General features: G+C 74.6%; 3 protein-coding genes. All 3 read left to right on the forward strand.

Translation table 11 applies throughout. The features are described 5' to 3' along the window. Positions 1-370: MarR family winged helix-turn-helix transcriptional regulator (locus tag AOK18_RS12825; protein WP_055694424.1), on the forward strand; the 370-nt coding region annotated here is incomplete at its 5' end. A gap of 230 nt (positions 371-600) precedes the next feature. Next, the gene (locus tag AOK18_RS12830; RefSeq protein ID WP_055694425.1) at positions 601-2,481 is read left to right on the forward strand and encodes an ABC transporter transmembrane domain-containing protein; all 1,881 of its coding nucleotides are present in this window, start codon (positions 601-603) and stop codon (positions 2,479-2,481) included. Further along, a partial coding sequence (locus tag AOK18_RS12835; RefSeq protein ID WP_055694426.1) for an ABC transporter ATP-binding protein occupies positions 2,478-3,828 on the forward strand: 1,351 nt, incomplete at its 3' end. The genes AOK18_RS12830 and AOK18_RS12835, both read left to right, overlap by 4 nt.

Consider the following 3,828-nt stretch of genomic DNA (forward strand, 5'->3'; position numbering starts at 1 on the left):
ACTGGGCGTGACCCCCGCCCAGTCCCGGCTGCTGCGCACTCTCGCCCACTACGCCTCCCCTCCCCGCATGGCCGATCTGGCGGAACGGCTGGAGGTGGTGCCGCGAGCCGTGACGACGCTGGTCGACGGGCTGGAGGCGAGCGGCAAAGTGCGGCGGGTGCCCGATCCGGCCAACCGGCGGGTGATCCGGATCGAACTCACCGACGACGGGCACGCGGCCCTGCGGGAGCTGCACGCCGCGCGCAGGGCCGCCGCGGAGGAGATCCTGGCTCCGCTGGCGGACGAGCAGCGCGAGGCCCTCGGCGACCTGCTGAGCGCCCTGGTCGACGGAACGGCCGCCGACCCGCGGCACCGCGACGCCTCCTGCTGAGACACCGCACCGCAGACGCCGCCGGATCCTCGTACCGCCGCCGTCCGGCGGACCCGCCGGGGGCGTGCGGCGCGCCCCCGGGCCCGCCCCGGGGACCGGGCCGGTTCTGCCCGCTGCCGCGGAAAATCGTTTGCCCCGGGGCACGCGACGGCGTCAATCTGTCACGGTTTGCTGTCGCGCGCCGTCCGAGGACGCCACGCGGCCCCGCCCTTGCGAGCCCCTGGGACGTCATGCAGATCCAAGACCTTCCGTATCCCGACCCGGGCGTGCCCGACGTCCGCTCGGGCCCCCGATTCCTGCGGTGGCTCTTCCGGAATCAGCTCCCGGGCCAGCTCAAGTCCCTCGCCTGGGGGCTGCTGCACTTCGCCTCCGTCGCCTCGCTGCCGTTCTGCGTGGGCATCGGCGTCCAGGCCGCCGTCGACCGTTCCGGCAGCCGGCTCGCCCTGGCCGGCGGGCTCCTGGCACTGGCCTGCGCGGGCAACGCGGTCGGTGACACCTTCCTGCACCGGGCCGCCGTCACCAACTGGATCACCGCGGCCGCCCGTGTCCAGCAGCTGCTGGCCCGCAGGACCGCGACGCTGGGTGCCGCGCTGACCCGGCGCGTCGCGGCCGGTGAGGTCGTGGCCGTCTCCACCGGGGACGTCGAGAAGATCGGCTGGTTCGTCGAGGCGCTGTCCCGGTTCATCGCGGCCGTGGTCACCATCGTGCTGGTCTGCGCCGGCCTGCTCGTCTACCAGCCCGCGCTCGGTGTGGTCGTCGTCGTGGGCCTGCCCCTGCTGGCGCTCGCGGTCCTGCCGCTGCTCCCCCACGCCACCCGGCGGGCCGACGTCCAGCGGGAGAAGGCCGGACGGGCCACGGAACTCGCCTCGGACACCGTCGCCGGACTGCGCGTACTGCGCGGCATCGGCGGCGAGGAGCTGTTCCTCGACCGTTACCGCCGCGCCTCCCAGGAGGTGCGCCACGCTGCCGTGCGCAGCGCCCGGATGTGGTCCCTGATCGCCGCGATCCAGGTACTGCTGCCGGGGATCATGCTGATCACGGTGGTCTGCTACGGCGCCCACCTGGCCCGCCAGGGGCGGATCGCCGTGGGGGAACTGGTCACCGTCTACAGCTCGGTGATGCTGCTCGCCTATCCTCTGCGCCACTTCGAGGAGATCGCGATGGCCTACTCCTTCTCCCGGCCGTCGGCCGAGCGCGCGGCGCGTGTGCTGTCGCTGGAGCGGGCCGCGGACGCCGCCGGGACACCCGGTCCCGAGACGGCCGCGAGCCCCGGGAGGCCCTCCGGAGACCTGTACGACCCGGCGACCGGCCTGCTCGCCCCGGCGGGCCGGCTCACCGCCGTGGTGTGCGGGGACCCGGACGCCGCGGGACGCCTGGCCGAACGGCTCGGCGGGCACGCGGTGCACGCCCCGGACACCGCGCGGAACGGCTCGGTGCTGCTCGGCGGCGTGCCGCTCGACGAACTGCCGCTGGACTCCGCCCGCGCCTGCGTCCTCGTCCAGGACAAGGACCCGGTGCTGCTGTCGGGCACGCTGCGCGAACTGCTCGACGTCCCCGCGTCCGGAGCCGTCGGAGCACGCGAGGCACTGGACGCCGCGCAGTGCGGGGACGTGCTGGCGGCGCTGGTCCAGGGTTCGCTGGGGGCCGCGGACCCGATGGACGCCCAGCTCACCGAACGCGGGCGGTCCCTCTCCGGCGGCCAGCGGCAGCGGCTCTCGCTGGCCCGGTCCCTGGTCACCGACCCGGAGGTCCTCGTCCTGGACGAGCCGACCTCCGCCGTCGACTCGCACACCGAGGCCCGCATCGCCGACGGCGTGCGGGACCTGCGGACGGGACGGACGACCGTCGTGTTCACCTCCTCACCCCTGCTGCTGGACCGGGCGGACCAGGTGGCCTTCCTGCACGGCGGGACGGTCGTGGCGGTCGGCGGCCACCGCGAACTGGTGCGGACCGAGCCCCGGTACCGGGCCGTGGTGACCCGCGAGACGGAGACCGGCGGCACGGCCGGGGACGCGACCGGGCTCGGGACCGGGGACAGGACCGGGGCGGAAACCGGGGCGGACGACCTGTCCGGCCTGGGCGGGCTCGTGGAGATCGAGGAGACGGCATGATCGGCGTGGCACCACCGGCCTACGACCCGGCGGCCCCCACCACGGCCGGCACCCTGCCCGTGGGCGCGCCCGCCACCGTCCGCGCCTATGTGGGCGAGCTGCTCCGCAGGCACCGCAGGGCCTTCGTCGTCCTGGTCACGGTGAACACCGTCGCGGTGCTCTCCTCCATGGTCGGCCCGTATCTGCTGGGCGGCCTGGTGGAACGGGTGCCGGACCGCACCCGGGAACTCCATCTGGGGCTCACCGCCGCCCTGTTCGTGGGGGCGCTGGCCGTCCAGGCCGTGTTCGTGCGGCAGGTGCGGCTGCGCGGGGCGATGCTCGGCGAACGGATGCTGGCCGATCTGCGCGAGGACTTCCTGGTGCGGTCGGTCGGGCTGCCGCCCGGCGTGCTGGAGCGGGCCGGGACGGGCGACCTGCTGTCCCGGATCACGACCGACATCGACCGGCTCGGCAACGCGATGCGCGAGGCGGTGCCCCAGCTCGTCATCGGCGTGGTGTGGGCGGCGCTGCTGCTGGGCGGCCTGGTCGTCACGGCACCCGAACTGGCGCCGGCCGTCCTGGTCGCCGTCCCCCTGCTCGTGGCCGGCTGCCGCTGGTACTTCCGGCGGGCGCCGGCCGCGTACCGTTCCGAGGCCGCCGGGTACGCCGCCGTGGCCGCGGTGCTCGCCGAGACCGTGGACGCGGGACGGACCATCGAGGCGCACCGCCTCAGCGAGCGCCGGGTGGCGTTGTCGGACCGGCGGATCAAGGAGTGGACGGCCTGGGAGCGTTACACGCTGTGGCTGCGGTCGGTGCTCTTCCCCGTCGTCAACATCACCCATGTGACCGTGATGGGCTCGGTGCTGGTGATCGGCGGCGTCTTCGTCCTGCAGGGCTGGATCGGGGTCGGCCAGCTGACGACCGGTGCGCTGCTGGCCCAGATGCTCGTCGACCCGGTGGGGCTGATCCTCCGCTGGTACGACGAACTGCAGGTGGCCCAGGTGTCGCTGGCCCGGCTGGTCGGGGTCCGGGACATCGAGCCCGGCACCGGGGACGCCGCGCTGACCCCTGACGGGCGTCATGTGCGCGCCGAGCGGGTGCACTTCGGCTACCACGAGGGCGTCGACGTGCTGCGCGAGGTGTCGTTGGAGGTCGCCCCCGGCACCAGGCTGGCGCTGGTCGGCCCCTCCGGCGCGGGCAAGTCCACCCTGGGGCGGCTGCTCGCCGGGATCTACGCGCCCGGGAACGGCACGGTGACCCTGGGCGGCGCCGAACTGTCCCGGATGACCGCGGAACGCGTCCGCACCCAGGTGGCGCTGGTCAACCAGGAGCACCACGTCTTCGTGGGTTCCCTGCGCGACAACCTGC

It is taken from the genome of Streptomyces prasinopilosus (assembly GCF_001419695.1).
GTDB classification, from domain to species: Bacteria; Actinomycetota; Actinomycetes; order Streptomycetales; family Streptomycetaceae; genus Streptomyces; species Streptomyces prasinopilosus.

What these genes read in the sequence shown, in the direction of transcription:
- AOK18_RS12830 (WP_055694425.1), top strand. Translation starts at nt 601, where the DNA reads ATGCAGATCCAAGACCTTCCGTATCCCGACCCGGGCGTGCCCGACGTC.